Origin of the sequence: Paenibacillus sp. FSL H7-0716, assembly GCF_038002705.1 — a bacterium.
GTDB lineage: Bacteria > Bacillota > Bacilli > Paenibacillales > Paenibacillaceae > Paenibacillus_AQ > Paenibacillus_AQ odorifer.
Map to the genome: position 1 here is coordinate 77,469 of NZ_JBBODA010000006.1, position 20,396 is coordinate 97,864.

The 20,396-nt window shown below is 47.6% G+C and carries 18 protein-coding genes; 3 read left to right on the plus strand and 15 right to left on the minus strand.

Features of this window, described 5'->3' with window-relative positions:
- Positions 1-148: 148 nt before the first annotated feature.
- The 4 genes from aroB to deoC all read right to left on the minus strand — a co-directional run bounded on the left by aroB (position 149) and on the right by deoC (position 5,827).
- Positions 149-1,288, minus strand: coding sequence for a 3-dehydroquinate synthase (aroB, locus tag MHH60_RS10060; RefSeq protein WP_076137009.1), 1,140 nt, complete (start codon positions 1,286-1,288; stop codon positions 149-151).
- Between the two features lie 976 nt (positions 1,289-2,264).
- Positions 2,265-3,335 (minus strand): hypothetical protein, encoded by a 1,071-nt coding sequence (locus tag MHH60_RS10065; protein ID WP_076137011.1) that lies wholly within the window; start codon positions 3,333-3,335, stop codon positions 2,265-2,267.
- 210 nt (positions 3,336-3,545) lie between these two features.
- Positions 3,546-4,838 (minus strand): homocysteine synthase, encoded by a 1,293-nt coding sequence (locus MHH60_RS10070; RefSeq protein ID WP_036680260.1) that lies wholly within the window; start codon positions 4,836-4,838, stop codon positions 3,546-3,548.
- Positions 4,839-5,149: 311 nt separating this feature from the next.
- The gene (gene deoC, locus MHH60_RS10075) at positions 5,150-5,827 is read right to left on the minus strand and encodes a deoxyribose-phosphate aldolase (RefSeq protein ID WP_076137013.1); all 678 of its coding nucleotides are present in this window, start codon (positions 5,825-5,827) and stop codon (positions 5,150-5,152) included.
- A gap of 297 nt (positions 5,828-6,124) precedes the next feature.
- On the opposite strand from deoC, the gene MHH60_RS10080 reads away from it, so the two are divergent.
- A complete protein-coding gene (locus MHH60_RS10080; RefSeq protein ID WP_076099934.1) occupies positions 6,125-6,466 on the plus strand; it encodes a hypothetical protein in 342 nt (113 codons plus the stop codon).
- Positions 6,467-6,476: 10 nt separating this feature from the next.
- Entirely contained in the window at positions 6,477-7,469 is a 993-nt protein-coding gene (locus tag MHH60_RS10085; protein WP_076137015.1) for a ketoacyl-ACP synthase III, read from the plus strand.
- A 175-nt stretch (positions 7,470-7,644) separates the two neighbouring features.
- On the opposite strand, the gene MHH60_RS10090 is transcribed toward MHH60_RS10085, so the two are convergent.
- From MHH60_RS10090 to MHH60_RS10115, 6 genes are all read right to left on the minus strand, one after another.
- Positions 7,645-8,478: a prohibitin family protein gene (locus MHH60_RS10090; RefSeq protein WP_036680268.1), complete on the minus strand. Its 834-nt coding sequence runs from the start codon at positions 8,476-8,478 to the stop codon at positions 7,645-7,647.
- Between the two features lie 105 nt (positions 8,479-8,583).
- On the minus strand, positions 8,584-9,357 hold the full coding sequence (locus tag MHH60_RS10095; RefSeq protein ID WP_076137017.1) for a hypothetical protein: 774 nt from the start codon (positions 9,355-9,357) through the stop codon (positions 8,584-8,586).
- 192 nt (positions 9,358-9,549) lie between these two features.
- The gene (locus MHH60_RS10100) at positions 9,550-10,548 is read right to left on the minus strand and encodes an LLM class flavin-dependent oxidoreductase (RefSeq protein ID WP_076128737.1); all 999 of its coding nucleotides are present in this window, start codon (positions 10,546-10,548) and stop codon (positions 9,550-9,552) included.
- Between the two features lie 21 nt (positions 10,549-10,569).
- Positions 10,570-11,052: an RrF2 family transcriptional regulator gene (locus MHH60_RS10105; protein WP_076137019.1), complete on the minus strand. Its 483-nt coding sequence runs from the start codon at positions 11,050-11,052 to the stop codon at positions 10,570-10,572.
- Between the two features lie 218 nt (positions 11,053-11,270).
- Positions 11,271-12,716, minus strand: coding sequence for a SulP family inorganic anion transporter (locus MHH60_RS10110; RefSeq protein WP_076137021.1), 1,446 nt, complete (start codon positions 12,714-12,716; stop codon positions 11,271-11,273).
- 195 nt (positions 12,717-12,911) lie between these two features.
- Positions 12,912-13,988: a bifunctional 3-deoxy-7-phosphoheptulonate synthase/chorismate mutase gene (locus MHH60_RS10115; RefSeq protein ID WP_036680279.1), complete on the minus strand. Its 1,077-nt coding sequence runs from the start codon at positions 13,986-13,988 to the stop codon at positions 12,912-12,914.
- A 623-nt stretch (positions 13,989-14,611) separates the two neighbouring features.
- Here MHH60_RS10115 and MHH60_RS10120 point away from each other — a divergent pair.
- Complete coding sequence (locus tag MHH60_RS10120) at positions 14,612-15,157, plus strand: glutathione peroxidase (protein ID WP_038573366.1); 546 nt, start codon at positions 14,612-14,614, stop codon at positions 15,155-15,157.
- 66 nt (positions 15,158-15,223) lie between these two features.
- Here MHH60_RS10120 and MHH60_RS10125 read toward each other — a convergent pair whose 3' ends face one another.
- The 5 genes from MHH60_RS10125 to MHH60_RS10145 all read right to left on the minus strand — a co-directional run bounded on the left by MHH60_RS10125 (position 15,224) and on the right by MHH60_RS10145 (position 20,375).
- Positions 15,224-15,565, minus strand: coding sequence for a 4Fe-4S binding protein (locus tag MHH60_RS10125; protein WP_076137023.1), 342 nt, complete (start codon positions 15,563-15,565; stop codon positions 15,224-15,226).
- Positions 15,562-17,172 (minus strand): FAD-dependent oxidoreductase, encoded by a 1,611-nt coding sequence (locus tag MHH60_RS10130; protein WP_076137025.1) that lies wholly within the window; start codon positions 17,170-17,172, stop codon positions 15,562-15,564. Before MHH60_RS10130 ends, MHH60_RS10125 begins: the two co-directional genes overlap by 4 nt.
- A gap of 160 nt (positions 17,173-17,332) precedes the next feature.
- Positions 17,333-18,391 (minus strand): ABC transporter substrate-binding protein, encoded by a 1,059-nt coding sequence (locus MHH60_RS10135; protein ID WP_076137027.1) that lies wholly within the window; start codon positions 18,389-18,391, stop codon positions 17,333-17,335.
- Positions 18,392-18,438: 47 nt separating this feature from the next.
- On the minus strand, positions 18,439-18,771 hold the full coding sequence (locus MHH60_RS10140; protein WP_036680289.1) for a 4Fe-4S dicluster domain-containing protein: 333 nt from the start codon (positions 18,769-18,771) through the stop codon (positions 18,439-18,441).
- Entirely contained in the window at positions 18,768-20,375 is a 1,608-nt protein-coding gene (locus tag MHH60_RS10145) for an FAD-dependent oxidoreductase (RefSeq protein WP_076137029.1), read from the minus strand. Before MHH60_RS10145 ends, MHH60_RS10140 begins: the two co-directional genes overlap by 4 nt.
- Between the last annotated feature and the right edge of the window lie 21 nt (positions 20,376-20,396).

Below are 20,396 nucleotides of genomic sequence, written 5' to 3' on the forward strand. Positions count from 1 at the left end.
ATGAGTAGTGAGAATGATAATCATTGTTGCAATAGTACAACTATATTTCCTTAGTGCAACTTATATTTTAATAATACCACCTTGAACGAAAAAGTAAACCCTACCTTCTGGGCTATTCATCATAAATTTAAAATAGCGTTTTCCTCTCTTAGCTGCGTATTTTATTTAAAAGCTCGGATAGGACTTGCTCTTCGACTGGCGTCGAATAAGCTCCACCTTCAAAAGACTTCATCGCTCCAATTCCGGCTTGGAACACAAACCGTATACGCCCTTTGCGAACCTTTTTATCCGTATACATCTTATCAATCAGCATTCTATTTGTAATGGTTGCTGGTATTTCAGTCGGAAGTCCCGCCTTCTTCAACAAAGCAATTACACGCTGAGTTTGGTCAGCCGATACATACCCCAACTGCTCTGCCAGCTGCACCTGAACCGCGAGTCCAATCGCAATAGCTTCACCATGTAATAATTCATAACCACTTAAAGCCTCTAACGCCCGGCCGGCAGTATGCCCCAGATTTAGAATTTGGCGCAAGTTGCTCTCCAATTCATCCTTTTCCACCACACTGTACTTGATCTCACAATTATGAAAAGCAATCTGTTCGCAAACCTCTCTATCTAATACAAGATTGCCTTCTGAGGAAACAACTCGCTCCATATTCTGTTCAAGAAACTCAAAAAATTCAGCATCCGCGATGCAGGCATGTTTGATTGTTTCAGCCAAACCACTGCGAAGCTCACGTACCGGAAGCGTTCTCCATGTGGCTAAGTCGATGTAGACCTTTTTCGGCTGATGAAAAACACCAATTAGATTGGTTGCAACTGGTGTATTCACGCCCGTTTTGCCACCAATAGAAGCATCCGCTGCTGCTAAAAGGGTAGTTGCATAGTTCAAACTTGGCACTCCCCGACCAAATGTTCCAGCCAAAAAACCTGCCATATCCGTTACCGCTCCACCTCCAATGGCAAGGATGCAGCAATCCCGTCCATAAGAACGGCTTAATAGCCGGTCCTCCAGCTGTGCCTTCGTTTCTCGGGTTTTAGACTTCTCTCCAGCAGGGAAAGAAAATAACTCCGCTTGAAAATCATTCTGAAGCAGTTGTTCCAGCAAGGCTTGCCCATACAGGGCTTCAACTTTGGAATCTGTAATAATCGCGAATTTGCTTACATTCTCGACAATTCCACGTTTCAAATCCTCGATCAGAGTGCTAAAAAGACCTTCCCCAATCTCAATATCGTAAGAATGATCTACGACCTTTTGCAGGCCAACTCTAAAATTTGTAGACATCTACAGCACCCCTATTCAGCAAGATGCTAATAAAATTCGAGCCTCCACTGTCAATATCCTGTTTATGTAAAATGTGAGAAGAAGCTGGAAACAAATGTGGATGTTCCAAAACTAATGTTTTCTTGTTGGTCCTGATGATAGTACAGAGGTTCGATGCTGATTAGTTTGAGTGCGGGGGATGAGTTCAGAGGTTGAGTTCGGAGTTTAAATCCAAAGCATGAGTGCAGATTAGTTCAAGTGCGGAGTTTGGGCACAGGGTGGGAGTACAGGAGGTTGAGTCTGGAGGTTGAGCGTAAAGTATGAGTACGACAAGATTGATGAACGTATGATGCAAGTTGCTCGCGTATGTAGCTACTATCGGACTCAGTTGACCCTAATCGCTGGTTTTAAACACATTTGGTAATCTAACGGACCTCATTGCAGCTATTGACCTGAAAAGCACCAAATATGTACCTCTTCCTAACGAATAGCGTCTCTCGTGTCCGAAACCATGCTTAAAAAGCTAAAATCAGGCAAATAGCGTCATCTGGGTCCTTAAGCATCGGGAGTTGAGGAGTGCGAGGTTAGTGCCGAGTTTGAGTGTTGATTAGTTTAAGTGCAGAGGTGCACGATTAGTTTAAGTGCGGAGTTGAGTGCGGAGTTGAGTGCAGTGTTTGGGCACAGGGTGGAAGTACGGCGTTTAAATGCAAAGCATGAGTGAAGATTAGTTTAAGCGCTGAGGTTGAGCACAGGTAGGAGCACGGCGTTTAAATACAAAGCATGAATACAGATTAGTTTAAGTACGTAGGTTGAGTACAGTATTGAGCACGGAGGTTGAGTATAGTGATTGAGTAATGGGTTATATATACGCTGTTGAAGCAGGCAGCTAACGACCAAAAAAACAAAGCAACGATTCTCCGATAACCGGATAATCGCTGCTCTGAAGTCTTTTTACGATTCTTATATGAACAGCACCGTATCGTTCAGCAGAAAAAGCTTACTGCCTTCCCCCGGCGGCAGTATCCAGCGTTTCACGCTGCCTGGCGATCCAGATCAGGCAGGCCGCTCTCAGCAGCGCTTCGGTCCGCTGACCGGCGCTGCAAAAGATCCCGCTGAGCCCGATCTGATACAGATCGGCCAAAGCCGACGCCGCCGGTGTCCCCGCGGCAAGTACCACCGCCGCCGGCTTCACGCTCGTCACGGCGGCAAAGATCTCCCCCGCCGCCAGGGCGAAGCCCTCTGCGGCGGTCTCTTCCGGCGCGTGTTCGCCCGCCGCGCCGTCCAGCACTAGGAAATCGGCGATACGCGCGATTTCCGCAGCGGCGGCAGGCTCCACATCGGGCGCGATCAGCGCTCCGATGCGGCATGCCGCCGCATAAGCGTGGCCGAGTGTCTGATCGGCCACGTCTTCGATGAATTCGCGCTTTGCGGCGAATTCGGCTGCGCTTGCGGTGTAGGCGACCAGCAGGTCAAGGCGGCAATCGCCGCCTTGCCGCTGGCTCTCCGCCACCGCAGCGAACAGCGCTTCGAGCTGAGCGTCCTGAAGCGCGGCAAGCTTGGCGGGCTGCGCCACCGCAAGTGACTCTGGATGCAGCAGGGTGACCGCTGCCCATTCGCCATCCGGCGATTCAAGCAGCTCAGCAACAGCTGCGCGCAGACGATAAGAGATTCGCTGCAGAATACGCGCTGTTTGCAGTTCATCCTCGCTAGATAACCAATTCTCATAAAGACAGAACAGCTCTGGTTCCAGCAGCCATTCCTCACTCCGTATCAAACACGGGCCCGCTTGAACAGTCCTTGTTCCTTCCCGTCCAGCAAGACGTTCTTCTCTTCCTTCACGCAGCACTAGGAATGTCGATGGTTCCCCCGGCCGCTTAAAATAAGACCGCTTCAAAGGCTCAATGACATCCCTCTGCTCTACTCCAGCGATAAATTCTGCGGCAGCGGAGGCTACGGATCCAGCTTGGCTCATTTCCATTCCCACAGTCCGATCACCAGCCTTATACATGAACTTGAACGGGCGCTCTTCACTACTCCGCAAACCATCCTGCTGACGTTCACCCTTCATCCTCGCACCCACCCTTTATCTTTGGATTGCTGCCGGTATGCCAAGCTATATAACATAAGCGACCGACATTTCATTTACCTACCTCACTTATAAATACGGGAGCCACACCTGAAATATGCAAGCGTTGCCAAATCTGATGAATATTCCAACTTTTTTAGGCAACAAAAAAGCATTACCGCAGAGCAGTAATGCTTTTCGAAATATAAACTTCTATTGTTGACTGGCAGCAATTGCTTGCTCCAGATCATAGATAATATCATCAATGGACTCCGTCCCGATCGACAAACGCAGCAATTCCGGCGTTACTCCGGCTGTGATTTGCTCTTCATCCGACAGCTGTGCATGGGTTGTGCTCGCTGGGTGGATGATCAATGACTTGGAATCCCCAACATTCGCTAAATGAGAGAACAGCTTCACATTCTCAATCAGCTTACGTCCCGCAGCACTTCCACCCTTAATACCAAAAGTAAGGATCGCACCTTGACCTTTAGGCAAATACTTTTGCGCTAATTCATGAGATGGATGCGTAGGAAGTCCCGAATAACTTACCCATTCCACATCTGAATGTGCCTCCAAATATTGCGCTACCTTCAGCGCATTTTGGCTATGACGTTCCATCCGCAAATGAAGAGTCTCCAGACCTTGCAGCAGCATCCAAGAGTTGAACGGAGAAATCGCCGCCCCTAAATCGCGAAGTAATTGAACGCGGGCTTTAATAATATAAGCAATCGGGCCCACTGCTTCCGTATACACCACTCCATGATAGCTTGGATCTGGCTCCGTAAGACCTGGGAATTTACCGCTTGCCTTCCAATCAAATTTACCGCCGTCAACAATAATCCCGCCAATGGATGTACCATGTCCACCGATGAATTTGGTTGCCGAATGGACAACAATGTCCGCGCCATGCTCAATCGGACGCAATAAATATGGACTTGGGAACGTGTTGTCTACGATGAGAGGAATCCCATGTTCATGGGCGATCGCTGCAACTGCCGCAATATCCAGAACATTTCCCTGCGGGTTGCCGATTGTTTCTGCATACAAGGCTTTGGTCTTATCTGTAATCGCAGCACGGAAGTTCTCAGGATTATCCGAATCTACGAAATGCACCTTAATACCAAGCTTAGGCAGTGTTGTCGAGAATAGATTATAAGTTCCGCCATATAGGCTTGCCGCAGATACAATTTCATCCCCAGCGCCCGCAATATTTAAAATGGAAAAGGAAATAGCCGCTGCACCGGAAGCTGTAGCAAGCGCACCCGCACCGCCCTCAAGTGCTGCCACACGCTGTTCAAATACATCCGTAGTTGGGTTCATCAGCCGAGTATAAATATTACCGAATTCTTTAAGCGCGAACAGATCCGCTGCATGATCAGCATCACGGAACCCGTAGGAAGTGGTCTGATAAAGCGGTACAGCACGTGAGAAAGTAGTTGGATCAATTTCCTGGCCTGCATGGACAGCCAAAGTTTCAAACGACAGCTTGCGATCTTCTGACATAGGTATTTCCTCCCCTATAATTAAGTATAGAAATGATTAACAATTTTGAATTGTACCCATTCTCTCACAAACCACGTCATTTGAAAAGAAAAAAATCTCATTATTCCGGTGTGAATTATTATACTTTGGTCAAATGCTTCTGCTAGTGCCCTCTACCTACTGGATAACGCTTTCAATATAAATTAATAAAAACCTCAACCTTATGTATAAAACACAATCGCTAATCAAATTGATCCGTTAATAGCTTGAATCAGGACAGCGGCGAATGAGCTTGTCCTCCTCACTCGCCGCTTCCGATTCAGCCCTTCGGCTTAGTAATTGCTTTGGCTTGTTTCGCCTTTAGCAATCGCTACACCACCACTAGTTCCAATACGGCTTGCACCTGCTTGTACCATTACATGTGCATCTTCTGCACTACGTACACCACCGGAAGCTTTTACACCGATATTAGGTCCAACTGTAGCACGCATAAGCGCGATATCTTCTTTCGTTGCCCCGCCTGTAGAGAATCCAGTGGATGTTTTTACGTAATCTGCTCCGGCCTCAACAGATAGCTTGCAGGCACGAACTTTTTCTTCTTCCGTTAACAGACAAGCCTCAATGATGACTTTTGTCAGGGCTTTGCCGCGCGCTGCATCTACAACAGCTGCAATATCACGTTTAACCAGCTCATCGTTGCCATCTTTTAATGCTCCGATATTGATGACCATATCCACCTCGCCTGCACCTTTATCGATAGCATCGGTAGTCTCGAATGCTTTGCTCTCTGTTGTGGATGATCCCAGCGGGAAGCCGATTACTGTACATACTTTAACCTCAGGCGTATCTTTCAGCACTTCATGGGCAGTAGCTACCCAAGCAGGGTTTACGCAAACAGAAGCAAACTTATAAGTTTTAGCTTCCTCCGCCAATTTAATAATGTCTTCTTTCCGTGCATCTGCTTTAAGCAGTGTATGATCAATGATCCCCGATAGTGTAATTTCGCTCATTTTTATTATTCCTCCATGATTTGGATAGTAGTTTTTTTCATCTCTGTAATCATACCAATAGAACTGTGCTTTGCAAAGCAAACAGGGTGGGCATGCCTACCTCAAACCTTAATTTGTGCAGATTTTATGGATTTTAAGTAGTTTATCATTCCCTAAATTATCTTTTAAAAAAAATAAAGGTTTAATCCCCTAAACTTTCCCAATTAAAAATACGATAATAGTCTTAGATAAATAGGTTTTTTTATCCTATTCATCAAAATTTTTCTTAGATAAAACTTAGGAGGAGATTAATCAAAAATGGGAAACTTCAATTTCGCCACAAATGCTGCAGATCAAAAACTGAATGTACAAGTCGAAGGAACTATGTCGCCAGAAGATGCAGGACGTTTCATTAATGAGTACAACCAAATCATAAGTGCATTCGACCCCAAACAATATGAGATTATCCTAGATTGCAAGACATTGAATGTATCCTCAAAGGACACACTTCCCATGCTTGAGCAATGCTACATACTGTATAAACAATCCGGATTTAAAAAAGTAACCTTTATTATTGCCAAAAGCCCTGTCCTAAAAATGCAGTTAAGCCGAGTGGCACGGGCAACGAAATTAGAAAATTACGAAATTATTGAAGCATAGGAGGCGCCATTTGGGACATATAGCGATTCGCCAAGCTGCTTATTACCACCCAGAGCATATCGTAGATAACGAATATTATCTGAAGCATTTTCAGAGTATGGGCAAGGACATCAAACGATTCCTAGAAGTCATGGGTCGCGACCGGAGATACATCGTAAAAGAACAGGGTGAAAATGCTCTGACGATGGGATTAAAGGCTGCCCAAAAAGTGCTTAGCGAAGCGAATTTGCAAGGTGAGGATATGGACATGATCATGTTCGCTTCACAGACACCAGAGTACACCTATCCTACCAATGCACTTCTCCTACACCGTATGCTTCAAGGTAAACACCGGACCATTACGCAGGATTCCAATGCTAACTGCGCAGGAATGGTCTCCGCCGTGGAGCAGACAAGTCGTTATATGCAAGCCAATCCCAGCATCAGGTACGCACTCGTCGTAGGAAGCGACTACAGCTCAGTGAACTGCAATACAGATGATGAAATTACTTACCCTAACTTTGGGGACGCCGCAGCAGCAGTGATTCTGGAGCGCAGCAACGAGCATGCAGGCTTCATAGATTCCCTTTATTACACCGATTCTGAGGGCTCCGAGAATATTATGTTCCCGGCCTGCGGCCTGTCGAATATTTATCAAGAGGGTATGACCCCAGAGCAGATTCGGATACGTTGGACCCCTTTTGACGGTACAGTGTGTGTGGACGCGGCTATAGCGGATATGAAGGAGCTTCTCTCACGCAACGGTCTGACTACGGATGATATCTCAGCATTCTGCCTTTCACAATTCTCACTGAAAAATATCGAGCTCATCCAAATCGGACTTGGGCTCACCGCAGAAAAGTTCATCTATGTAGGCGACGAGTTCGGCTACACAGCCACAAGCAGTCCTTTTATCGCTTTTCAACGCGGAGTCGAGGACGGACGAATCAAACGTGGCGATTATGTCTTCTTTTGGTCAGTTGGCGCTGGCTGGCAAATCCCTACGATGCTTTATCAATATTAATAGCATAAAAGCCCTACTTCTATAGAAGTAGGGCTTTCCTATCAGAGGATCAGATGCTAATAAACTATGGGCTGTCCTTATTGCCAAACCCGGAATTATATAAGGTAAAATAGACAGCTACGATCTCAATCACAGAACAGCAAATTGTGAAATTAATCAGAAAGCCAGTAATGAATTATTTAGTCAGGGATTGAACATCCACAAAAGGTGTGGCTCCCCCTGTTACAGATGGCAGCACGCCGTTCCATTTTTCCAGTGCTTTCTCCTGAACCTCAATTTGCTTCAGCTGCACCAGCTCAGGTGTAACCTCTTGCTTCTTAAGTCTTAAAGATTCGGCCTCTGCTTGCGCCTGGGCGATTTTTTGCTTCGCTTCAATTTCAATCCGCCGGAGATCATTTTCCGCCTTCAGCGCCTGCTGCTGGGCAACCTGCTTTGCTTCAATCGACTGGTTAAACGCCTCCGAGAATTTAAAGTTAACGATGTTAATATCGTTGACGATCAGGTCATATTTTGCCAGCCTAGCGGTTAAGTGCTCACTAATCTCACTCGACACCACATCACGACGCGTAATCAAATCCTCTGCTGGATATTTGGCTGTCACTTCTTTAACGATTTCTTGAATAGCCGGATTGATAATTACACTATCAAAATTACCTCCGATATTGTTCATCAGATTAAAGGCCGAAGCCTTATTTACGGAATAGTTCACCGCCACATGTGTGGACACAGGCTGAAGATCCTTTGAAGAGGCTGAAGTATCGGTCTCCGCCTTCGTTACCTGTGTATTGACCTGAATCACTGTCTGAATAAAAGGGATTTTAAAATGAATGCCGGGTGACAATGTATTGTCATTTAATTTACCAAAGGTTTTGTATAAACCTACATGCCCATATTCCACAGATACAAAAGAGTTCGCGCCGATCAACAATACAATGAGCACCGCTGCAATACCGCTGACTATTTTCCCCGGACGCAGCTGTTTCAATTTCGGATTCATTTGCATATTCATCCAATACCCCTCCTAGATTATGGATAATCATTCAAGCTTAACCGTCTATACGGAGGTTTAGGGTAAATGGTCGCAGGAAATATTTCAACAGCAGTGGTCATGGCGTTACCGCTCTGGGATCAGTCCTTCTACGGTCAACCGGAATTTTTTGCTCTGCTTGTCCCCGATATTAGAAGCTTCATATATTCCTTCATCCGTTAGCACCACGGAGTCCGCCTTTAAAGCATCATTAACGAAAGTTATCTCAGCGTGATCAACATTCCAGCGGTAAATGTAGGCACTCATCGGATTTCCATGTGCGGCTACACCCTCAAAAGATCCATCCTGATCAACATCCAGCTCTCTGGAATGTCCGGTATCAATTTGCAGCAAACCCGAGGGGTTACCGCTCTCGTCGATTAAATAATAGTTACTGAGCGAGTTATTTGCTCCTAGTCCTCCAGTGATTTTCAACACCTTTTCGCTAAACAGCCGCACTACTTCTACCTTGATATCCTCCGGTTGACGATAATTATAAGTTCCTATCGCCCCTAGACTGTATTGCCCTTTGGAAGTAGAAGTTCTGGCATACACATAGTCTTCGTCACTAGGCATCGTATACACACTCACTTTGACTCCTCCGAAATCTTCCAGCTTCTTCTCTGTAATCAAAGTAGCGCCTGTAGGTGGAGCAATTAGTTGAGAGACTACGGGGATTGTATCCACCAGCTTCCACTCTAGCTTAATGAGATTTGCAGCGGTGTCCGTTGGCTTCGGTCTTGAGGTGTGGTAGTCGTTAGCCGATTGAAGGGAGGATGGGTCCACCTGATGTTGGCAACCTGCCAGCAGATTCATTAGAAACAAGGCTGTCAGCGTAACGGATTTATGTAGAGGAAACATCCTTGATCACTTCCTATCCTCTTTTTAAAATTAAATCTTTCATTAATCATAGATGAAGTTAGGCATTCAAATGTTACTTTTAGGAGGCGGTAGGGTTAATTTATTGTCTTTTGAGGGGATGCGCCGATCCAAAAGCTAAATTAGCATACAAAAAACCCGCATCAAATGCGGGTTAAGGTTAGCTATCCAGAATCAAGAGCCTAGCAGTTCACGCGCCAGTAGTCGGTAAACCTCTAGCCGTTTCTCCTGCGAATGTGGGATGCTGCATATCATTGCTTCTTGGAATCCATATTGTGCTTGTTCTTCTTGCAAACGTACGGCGATGTCTTTAACCGCACCAACCAAATGAATCTTGCGCCCTTCCTTGATTGACATCCGGTCAATTTCCGATAACGAAATGTTCTGAGCTTCTTCTGGTGTCAGCACCTGAGTAATCCGGCCCTTACTCATCATCAACCGAAAAATATCCTGCGGTAATGCTTCATACTCAGCTTCTTCCTTTGTTTCTGCTGTGGTCACCATATAAGATACACTGATCTCTGGTTTGTCCATAAAGATAGAAGGCTGGTAGTTATTCCGGTAATGGTCCAAAATCTCATTACTCATCGCACCATTAAAAAATTGTGCGAAGGAGTATCCGACTCCCATTTGTGCAGCTTTTCGCGCACTATTGCCGCTCGAGCCTAACAACCATACTTCAGGGAGCGCCACTTTCGTTGGAGCAGCGAGATTTTTGGCATATAGCTCATCTTCCGGAATCTGATCACTAAGCAGCTGCATGGTAATGCCAAGCTTGTCATACATATTATGCAGCATTAACTCGCGGCCTTCAGATAAAGCGTACATGGCGCTTGTATCGCCACCAGGAGCTCGTCCCACACCAAAATCAATTCTCCCCGGGGAAAAAGCACTTAACGTTTTAAATACTTCAGCCAGCTTAAGCGGAGAATAATGCATCATCATTACACCGCCGGTGCCGATTCGAATACGGTTGGTCTTGGCGGCTAAACGGGCAGCCGTTACTTCCGGAGCTGAGCTAGCAAATGTATTTCCGCCATGATGCTCTGCCATCCACATTCTGCTATATCCCAGCTCATCTGCTAAAATAGCCAGTTCTTCTGCTTTGTTCAAGGCACCTTCCGCAGTGTTGCCGCTTGTCACGGGTGCCTGATCCAATATGCTTAATCTCATGCGAATACATCCCTTCTTTGGTCAGATGACCATTTTATTACTGACCCATTCCTCTAAGGCTGCAATCTTATCTTTAAAGCGTTCACCACGCATTTCCTCCGACAACGAAGCAATAGTCTCCCGCTTTAACACGGCTTTCCAAGAGGATTCAGCTTCTTCCATCAGATTCGATAGCAGGCAGCAGCTGTCTTCTTTTTCTAAATCCAACATGTCTACCAGAATACCATTCGATGAATACAGCGACTGCTGGCCTTCCACCGCGAGGTAAACGTCATATACACGAATATCTTCAGGGCTTTTCTTTAATTTAAAACCGCCTTTAATGCCGGGAACAGACGTGATGATGTCTGCAGTTACCAGCTTTCTTAACAGTTTTTGAAAATAGGTCGCCGATGCTCCGAGCTGCTGGCTAATCGCTTCCCCAGACAACACCGCCTTATCCGGCAGCATGTTGAGTAGAACCAGTGCATATACCGACTGCTCTACCCCTGTTTTCATATGCATGTATAGCACCTCGATTTACGTAAATAGTTTGATACAAACTGTAGATAATACCGTCCGCGTATAAAGCGGATAAACATTATCTACTTTATACTTTATATTATTTTAAACCCAAAGTAAAACCTTGCTGGCCTTTTCTTTCAGTTAATATCTGCTATAAAAAAAAGATCACGCATACAGCGCAATCTTTTTTGAGGGTATCTGTTATTTTTTTGTATATCCTACTGTAATGATAATCCCACCCGCTGAACCAGCTGTGAGCTCTGGTCGTTAAGTCCAGTAATGGTGACTTTTTTGCCATGCTCGGCGTATTTACTCATCGTCTTCGCTATGGCATGGACTGCGGACTGGTCCCACACATGGGAGTGTGAAAAATCGATAATAATATGATCCGGATCGCTATCGTAGGCGAATTCATGAATGAAGTGGCTTGTCGTGCCGAAGAACAGCTGGCCGGAAACCGCATATGTTTTGGAAGAGGTCGCTTCCTGAACAGTTAGGCGGATCGAAGCTATTTTCCAAGCAAACGTTAAAGCACTTAGCAGAACCCCAAACAAAACCCCAATAGAAAGGTTGTCCGTAACCACCACAGTGACCACCGTCACAATCATAACCAGCGCATCGCTTAGCGGAACACGGGTTAAAGTTTTGAGTGAGCCCCATTCAAAGGTGCTGATACAGACCATTATCATTACCCCGACGAGCGCGCCCATCGGGATCTGCTTCACCACATCGCCAAGTACGATAATTAGGAACAATAAAAAGATCCCTGACACAAACGTAGACAGACGCGTGCGTCCTCCAGACTTCATGTTAACCATTGACTGACCGATCATCGCACAACCTGCCATCCCTCCGAAAAAACCAGTGACTACATTCGCAAGCCCCTGTCCCTTCGCCTCTCTGTTCTTATCACTACCTGTGCCCGTAATATCGTCTATTAAGGTGGCAGTCATCAGTGATTCCAATAGCCCAACTACAGCCAGTGAGAGTGAATATGGCAAAATAATAAGCAGCGTATCCAGCGTGAACGGGATTTGCGGAAGATGAAATAGTGGCAAAGTTGCTGTAATATTCCCCATATCGCCTACGGTTCTTACGTCCAGATGAAGAGCGATGCTAAGAACAGAAACGATAACAATCGCTACAAGTGCTGAAGGTACGGCTTTGGTAAACCGAGGAACCGTGTAGATAATAAGCAAGGTCAGAGCTACCAGTCCGTACATCACCCAGCCTTGTCCTTTAAAATGGGTAAGCTGTGCCATAAAAATCAGTATCGCCAGCGCGTTGACAAACCCTGTCATGACCGGCTGTGGCAAAAAGGTGATAAACCGCCCCAGCTTTAGCATCCCCATCAATATCTGAAACACACCAGCCAGTACAGTTGCCGCGAACAGATACTCTATTCCGTGTTCTAGTACGAGGCTTCCGACTAACAGAGCCATAGCTCCCGTAGCCGCCGAGATCATTCCGGGTCTGCCTCCGGCAAGTGCCGTTACAATCGCAATGCAAAAAGAGGCATATAAACCAACCATCGGACTTACTCCCGCCAGGATCGAAAAAGCGATCGCTTCAGGAATCAGCGCAACGGCTACGGTCATCCCCGATAAAATATCGGTTCGAGTGTTAGAAAACCACCCATTATTTAAGGTAAGCTGCTTCAAAATCTAGTTTCCTCCTGTGACTATTAAAATGTGTAGATCTTTTGTCAGAAAAGACCCGGGGCCGGTGCAACGCTAATGTTGCTTATTGTACTCGACCCGCCTTCACCTTCACAAAAAGATTAGTTAGACTTGTAAGCGCTTATACACCTCATTTTCTAGCAAATCCTTAAAATATCATGCAAATTCTATATTTCTAGATTACCGGTACAATCCGGAAGCCTTCACTTCATTAAAGAAGGTGTTGAATTCATCAATGTTCAGCTGCTGAGCGGCATCAGACAATGCGGTTGCAGGATCAGGATGCACCTCCACCATAATGCCGTCAGCTCCAGCTGCGAGTGCGGCTTTCGCACATGGAATAAGGATGTCTTTGCGGCCTGTCGAGTGAGTTACATCAACCAGTACTGGCAAATGACATTCCTGTTTGAGAATGGGCACTGCTGAGATATCAAGCGTGTTGCGGGTCGCTTTTTCATAGGTACGAATTCCACGTTCAATCAGCATGATCTGTGTGTTTCCACGAGACATGATGTATTCCGCTGCATGGATGAATTCATCGAGTGTGGCAGCCAATCCACGTTTCAGCAGCACCGGCTTGTCGACTTCTCCGACCGCTTTTAACAGCTCGAAATTATGCATATTACGTGCACCGATCTGGATGATATCCACATAATCAAGGGACTCTTCAATATGTCTTGGATCTACAATTTCGCTGATGGTCAGCAGTCCATATTCATTTGCTGCTTCTCGTAATATTCTTAAACCGTCCATTCCCAGCCCTTGGAAATCATAAGGTGAAGTCCGAGGCTTGAAGGCACCGCCACGCATTACACGTACTCCGGCTTTTTGCAGGGCGGCAGCTACGGTGCGAGTCTGCAGTTCACTTTCCACGGAGCAAGGACCGGCTACCATCAGTGAAGAAGCACCGCCAACCGTTACATCTCCCGGCAGAACAATCACTGTATCCTCTTTGTGGCTCTTGCGGGCTACCAGTAAAGTTTTTTTATGATCATCTGTTTGTAAGTCCAGAGAAGCTGAGAAAATTTGTTTGAAGAGGCTACGGATCGTCCCGTTAGTGAAAGGGCCTTTGTTGCTCGCTACGAGCTTATCCAGCATCTGTTTTTCCCGTTCTGGATCAAATTTAGGGACACCTTGTTTTTCTTTAACTACTCCAATCTCCTGAACAATCTTAGCCCGCTCGGAGATCAGCTCCAGCAATTGCCCATTAATTTCATCCAGACGACCTCTAAGAACATCCAATTCCACGTTACTCATTACCCTTCCACTCCCTCTTTTTGTTATAATTTGGAACGCAAAAAGGCCCCCCGTCGCAAGGGACGAGGAGCCGTGGTACCACCCTTATTTAGAATTAACCCGAATACTAGCACAAAGGAATAGAATCTCATGTTCCCCTGACTAAGAATTAATTCTGTCTTTCACCCGGTAACGCGGGGCGCGGGCCTCCCTACTCATACCTGCCACAACCTGTGACAAACTACTTCAGGGGCCGACTCGGAAGTGAACTTCGGCATTAATCGTCTCATGAGGGTGCTCTCAGTCTCCGGCACGCCTTCCCTGTTAAGATCCGCTATAATGCTTACTCTCTTCGTCATAGTCCTTATCTATGTCAGCGCGGCTTTTGCGCTGGTTTCTGCTATCTTAATCAAAAAACGTTCCCGATGCAAGATAATAATGGAACGCAGAGTAGCTTTAACGCAATAAATTTGTTTGACTGATCCATACCCATTATCTATCCTATTCCAACCTGGCAATTACGGTTCCAATTCCTTCAAGCTGTATTGTTTGACAGCGATAATTTAATTGTTTACAATTTAATTATTATAAATATTTCCTGTTCTTTTTCAAAAAGCATAGATAACTGAAGGGATGTAGCAGCCATGAGCATTTATCAATATTCAGCACGCAGTATTCGGGGAAAAGATATCGAGCTAGAGCAATACAAAGGTAAAGTGCTACTGATAGTGAATACAGCAAGTAAGTGCGGATTTACCCACCAATATTCAGATCTGCAAAAGCTCTATGAACGGTACGAGGAACGCGGCCTCCAAATTCTCGGCTTTCCTTCCAATCAATTTGGAGAGCAAGAACCCGGCAGCAATGAAGAGGTTAATGTATTTTGCCAAATCAATTACGGGGTAACCTTCCCACTCTTTGAAAAGGTTGACGTAAAAGGCGAAGCTAAACACCCTCTTTTCACCTACCTTACAGAACAGGCTGGATTTGAAGGGTTCGATATCAACCATTCTTCAGGAAAGCTGCTGCAAAGCATGCTTGAAGACAAAGATCCAGAGGCTCTGAACAATGACGAAATCAAATGGAACTTCACTAAATTCCTGATTGATCGCGAAGGCAACGTTGTCACTAGATTCGAATCTACGGTGGACCCGCTGGATATTGAACCAGCTATCGAAGCCCTGCTGTAAGTTTCTAATATATGAAAAATCCGCCCAGCTTTCGGGCGGATTTTTTGGGTTTAAGCCTCTGCTTAATCATGTACGGTACTGCTCGGTAAACACTTCAAAATAAGGAGTCGTGTCCCTCTCCGCCATCGAACCATTCGCACCTGGTCCCCAGCCGATTTCAGCACGCCAGCTCCCCAACACACCTGACTGAATCAGCGCCTCCTCATTTACACCGATCAGCAGATCCGCCTGTGGTGCCACGTATAAAGCATCTACAGGACAATAAGCTTCACACATGAAACAGGTCTGGCAATCTTCCTGACGGGCAATGACCGGAATCTTCCCCTGCATTTCGAATACGTTCGTCGGACATACTTTCGTACACAGCTTACAACCAACACAACGCTCCAAGCTGATTAATTCGATCAAATCGCTTGCCCCTCCTTCAGCGCATTCAGTTCATGAGCATGGGGCACAGCCTCTGTACTGACGCTTATATGTTGAATACCGGATAAGATCAGCCGGTGAGTCTGGCGCGGATCAAGCTCCGGATATTCCGCTAGCTTTTGCAGTCCGCGGGTCTCTTTCCGGGCGAGTGCCGCGGTGTACATCCACCTGCCGACCGCGAGCATAGCCGCGGCTTCACGCGATTGCACGATGCCCTGAACGCTGGCAGGAGCCTGCCCGTTCAAATAGGGCATCAAGGCATTCAGCCGCTTCAAGGCTGAAGAAATACCCGGCTCGCTGCGGAAATAATTGATCTGCAGCGGCAAGATTTCACGCTGGATTGCCGCGATTAGCGGCTTCACCTCCAGCGTTTCCGAGGCATCGGCGCCAGCCGCCAGCCCGTAGCGTCCCGCTGCGGTCAGCTTGCGGCTGTTCGCCTGTCCTCGGCAGGACAGCGCATGCTGCGCGGCTCCCTGTCCAGCCCAGCTTCCGCTGCACATGGCCCAGGAAGCGTTGTAAGCCCCGCCGCCGGAGATGGCGCCGGTCACTTTCTCGCGAGATGCGGCATCTCCGGCCGCATAGAGTCCGGGCACGGTCGTCTGGCAATCCGTGCCGCTCAAGCGCAGACCCCCAGTGCCGCGCATAGTGCCCTCATAGCGCAGGGTGAGCGGGAATTTCTGCTTAAACGCATCAATTCCCGCCCGCTCCAGCGGCATAAAGAAAATCGGATGCGCTTTGCGCAGAAAATCCTGTTTCTCCGCGGTGTCTGCCAGATCCAGCGAAGCGTAAACCGGACCCTTCAGCATCAGCTCAGGAATGCTGCCAAAGGTCCGGTCCCCTCTATGCAACGGATGACCGTCCGCATCATAAAGGGTGGCCCAAGCCAGCATGCGTCCACGTGTTACGGTTCCGTCCGCAAAGCTTGGGGCGTATTGGCGGCTGAATTCCATGCCCGAAAGATCAGCTCCCACCTCTGCGGACATCAACAATCCTTCCCCTGTCAGGACGTTGCAACCAAGGCCTTTGCTGAGAAAAGCACAGCCTCCGGTAGCCATCACAACGGCATTTGCCTTCACCTCCCAAGACTCTCCTGTCAGGCGGTTGATCCCACGCGCTCCACCAACACCGTGTTCATCGTGAAGAAGTTCCAGCGCTGGTGACTGATCAAGAATTGTGACCCCTGCTTTGCGCACAACTTTTCGCATAATCCGCATATATTCTGGTCCATGGAGATGGGTACGCAGTGAGTTTCCTTCTTCATCTTTCGGAAACGGATACCCCCACTGCTCCACTTGAGCCAGGTTCTGCTCTACCTGATCCAGCACCCGGTGAATCCAAGCATTCTCCGATAAGTATCCGCCGGACTTAAGTCTGGCCTGCACTGCCTGCTCCCGCAGCTCGGCAATGGGAGGGATAACGAGCAACGTTGTTCCACCCGGTGCAGTTGCGCCACTTGTGCCCAAGTAGCCCTTATCCGCCAGGACTACCTTTGCACCTTGCGAGGCTGCACTCCATGCCGACCACGCCCCAGCAGGACCTCCGCCAAGCACGAGGACATCCACTGTCATTTCCTTCTTAAGCTGCGACATATTTTTTTCCTCCTACACCATTAGCTGAGCTAGTTGAACTTAAAAATCACTAAAGGGAGGAGTGGCGGAGAGGTGGCCGAAAGTCCAAACATTCACCGCAGTCACTCAATTACCTTTATAAAAGAATCTTAAGTTCAATTAAAGCAGCCTTTAAGCAACTTTATTTCAGCTGCCAATCGCTAATATTGAAGTCTTTTTTCGCTAACTTCTCTTCGACGAGGAAGTTTTTGGTACCTTCCAACAGCTTTGTTCCTTCATCAGTGAACGCAGTATCCTTGATATCACTAATCGGATTCACTTGCTTCGCCAGCTCAGGCGTTGTATCTCCGATTTCAGCCAAAAATTGATAATATTCATCTTCATGCTGCTTCAAGTCTGCCAAGGCTTTCTCTCTAGCTTCGTTCCATACCTTCGGAAAATCAGGGAACTTCGCCAGATAATCCTCAGACACAACTGTTGCACTAGAACCAAGCAGGTTCGGGTGCTTCGAGGCATCATCCAAGTGAGTATAGCCCTGGTCAATCAGCTTCAGTGCAGGAACACCTAGATTTGTTGTAGCATCTACATCTCCACGGGCTAAAGCTGCGGTAGCATCAGGAATGAGCATATGCACGAGTTTGTAGTCGGTCACGCCTTCTTCCTGTAGTAATCCAACTACATAACGGTGCATGAAGGATCCTTTTTGAATCGCGATAGTTTTACCTTGCAGATCTTTAACTGTCTTGGGACCATCCTTCTTGCCGATCAAATAACCAATCGTGTTCGCGGAAGATTGTGAAATCAGACGGGTCTTGGCCCCAGAAGCGTAGGCAATAATAGCAGGTGTATCTCCAAGACTGCCGATATCCAGCCGACCACTAATCAAGGATTCTGTCTGATCCGGACCGTTTGGAAAGCCAGTAAGCTTCACTTCAGTAATGCCGTATTTCTTCAACTCTTCTTGAATAATCCCTTTATAAAAGCCCCAACCCTCTGCACCGCCGGGCACATTCAATTTGTTGGAACCGATAAACCCAAAGTTCAATACCGCTGGAACATTGCTCGTGGCCTCTTCTCCCGCCTTCTCCGTATTTGATCCCCCGGAGGCAGACGCTCCATTGCCGCCCGTATTATTTCCGCAAGCCTGAAGCACCAGCATGGCCATCATAATTGTAGTTAAAAGTGCAAACCGAATCTTCCTAGAACGTTTCCCTTGAATCTCTTTGTACGCTTGTTTCATTGTTTCTCCCCCTAGGTTTATGCTATTTATTTAAATCTTGATCAAGCTCAGAACCCTGCCCTCGACGCCAATTTATACATAAAGTCATGGCTTGCCACCGGCTGCCTGCCCTTACCCCAGCCTACTTTTTCACGATAACCGCCAAGTAGTCCCTGCTCCTGAAGTTCCGCTTCTGTCACACCAATAATATTCTCAGAGTCTGGTGCAACGTAGAGAGCATCGACAGGACAATACAGCTCACACATAAAGCAAGTCTGGCAATCGCTCTGCCGGGCAATAACAGGAATGCCATCCTCTACCCGTTCGAAAACATTAGTCGGGCAGACAGATACACATTGGTTGCACTCTACACATCTGGCAGCGCTGATCACCTCAATCACGATAGAACACCCTCCTTAGCCACGGCTTCCGTCTTCACCCATACCTGATCTAATCCGCCACTGATCAAGCGGTGATGCTGGCCATGATCTGTAGCCTTGAAATCCTCACGCTTATGCATGCCTCTCGTCTCTGTACGAGCAAGTGCAGAATTGTACATCCAGCGGGCTGTTGCGGTCATGGCTTCGGCTTCCCGTGCCTTGACCCCTTCTGGCGTACGCTGAATTTCTCGGCTTCGTTGCTCTTTCCACAATCCATCCAGACGATCTAGTGCAGAAGTCAGCCCTTGTTCTGTCCGGAACAAATTGATATCATACGGCTTCACCTCAGCTTGCACAGCAGACACATACTCTGCCGTTTGGGCTGCCACACCCGGCTTCACTTCCTGATGCACCAGTGGTGATGATGATAAGCCGACTGGACTACGCTGCGCAGCGTGCGACCCCAGACTCTGTGCATAGACAGCAGCTCCTTCACCAGCAAAAGAACCTGAAGACATCGCCCACGCCGCATTATGGCTGCCTCCGCCAGTAAAACCTCCGCAAATCAGCTCGCGGGTAGCCGCATCTCCTGCCGCGTAAAGTCCGGGAACACCTGTGCCGCAGCTTTCATCTGTAATATGAATGCCACCCGTCCCCCGAACCGTGCCTTCGAGCCGCAAAGTAACCGGAAACGCATCCTTGAACGGATCAATTCCCTGGCGGTCAAATGGAAGGAAAAAGTTCGTCTGCGCTACCCGCAGCAGCGGTCTTAAATCCTCTGGTGCCCCATCCAGCTTGGCGTACACCTGATTACCTGCCAACAGATTCCGGGCAATTACAGAACGGCCTTTCTTGGAACCGGCTCCCTCCACAATGCTTCCATCCTCATAATAAAAGCTGGCATAGCTGTAATACGCCGTCTTGGTCACCGAAGAGAACGTAGGGCAGATCGCATAGGCATTGGAGAATTCCATGCCGGACAGATTCGCCCCAGCCTCAGCAGCGAAGAGATAGCCATCTCCGGTCAACACGTTGCAGCCAAGTGCCTTGCTTAGAAAGGCGCAGCCTCCGGTAGCAATGACGACTGCTCCTGCCTGAACAGTCCAGGTTTCTCCACTCTGGGTATGAACTCCAGCCGCTCCAGCTACGCCATGCTCATCTGCCAGGAGTTCCAGGGCTGGGCTGTGATCTAGAATTTTGACGCCTGCCTTTTTCACCAGCCTACGCATTAATTTCATATATTCCGGTCCTTGCAGACTTCTTCGGAATTGATTGCCCCGCTCATCTACAGGGAATGGATAACCGGAAACACCAAGCTTGTTCATATTGGCATAGGTTTGATCCAGCACCCGGTCCATCCAGCGAGATTCAGCCAGCTCACCGCCAAGCGCATAACGACTTGCTTTTGCCTCTTTCCGGAGCTTCTCATCCGGCTTCACATACCAGACCCCCGTTCCCGACGGTGCCGTTGCCCCACTTGAACCGCAGTACCCTTTATCTGCAAGGATTACTTTGGCCCCCTTCGCTGATGCAGTAAGGGCTGCCCACGTTCCTGCCGGACCTCCTCCGATAACGAGCACGTCTGCCACCAAATTCACCGATCCTTTTTTCACCGATCCACTCATATGTTCAAGACCTCCTCAGTT